Here is a 303-nt window from a genome sequence, read left to right as displayed (position 1 = left end):
CATGAAGCGTGTCTTCGATGACGGCAAGTGGACCCTGTTCTCGCCAAGCGAAGTGCCAGACCTTCACGACCTGACCGGCAAGGCCTTCGAAGAGCGCTACGAGTACTACGAAGCCCTGACCGAGTACAACAAGATCAAGGTGTTCAAGACCATCCAGGCCAAAGACCTGTGGCGCAAGATGCTGTCGATGCTGTTCGAGACCGGCCACCCGTGGCTGACCTTCAAGGACCCGTGCAACCTGCGCAGCCCGCAGCAGCACGTGGGCGTGGTCCACAGCTCGAACCTGTGCACCGAGATCACCCT

The 303-nt window shown here is 59.7% G+C and carries 1 pseudogene; it reads left to right on the top strand.

Annotation, left to right across the window (positions count from 1 at the left end):
* Positions 1-303 (top strand): annotated as a pseudogene (locus ACI2KK_RS23830) (ribonucleoside-diphosphate reductase subunit alpha); the annotation flags it as partial.

Source organism: Pseudomonas sp. NPDC089406, assembly GCF_044900265.1.
Taxonomy (GTDB): Bacteria; Pseudomonadota; Gammaproteobacteria; order Pseudomonadales; family Pseudomonadaceae; genus Aquipseudomonas; species Aquipseudomonas fakonensis.
The sequence above is the reverse complement of the archived record's forward strand: the minus strand, read 5'-3'. Positions and strand labels throughout refer to the sequence as shown.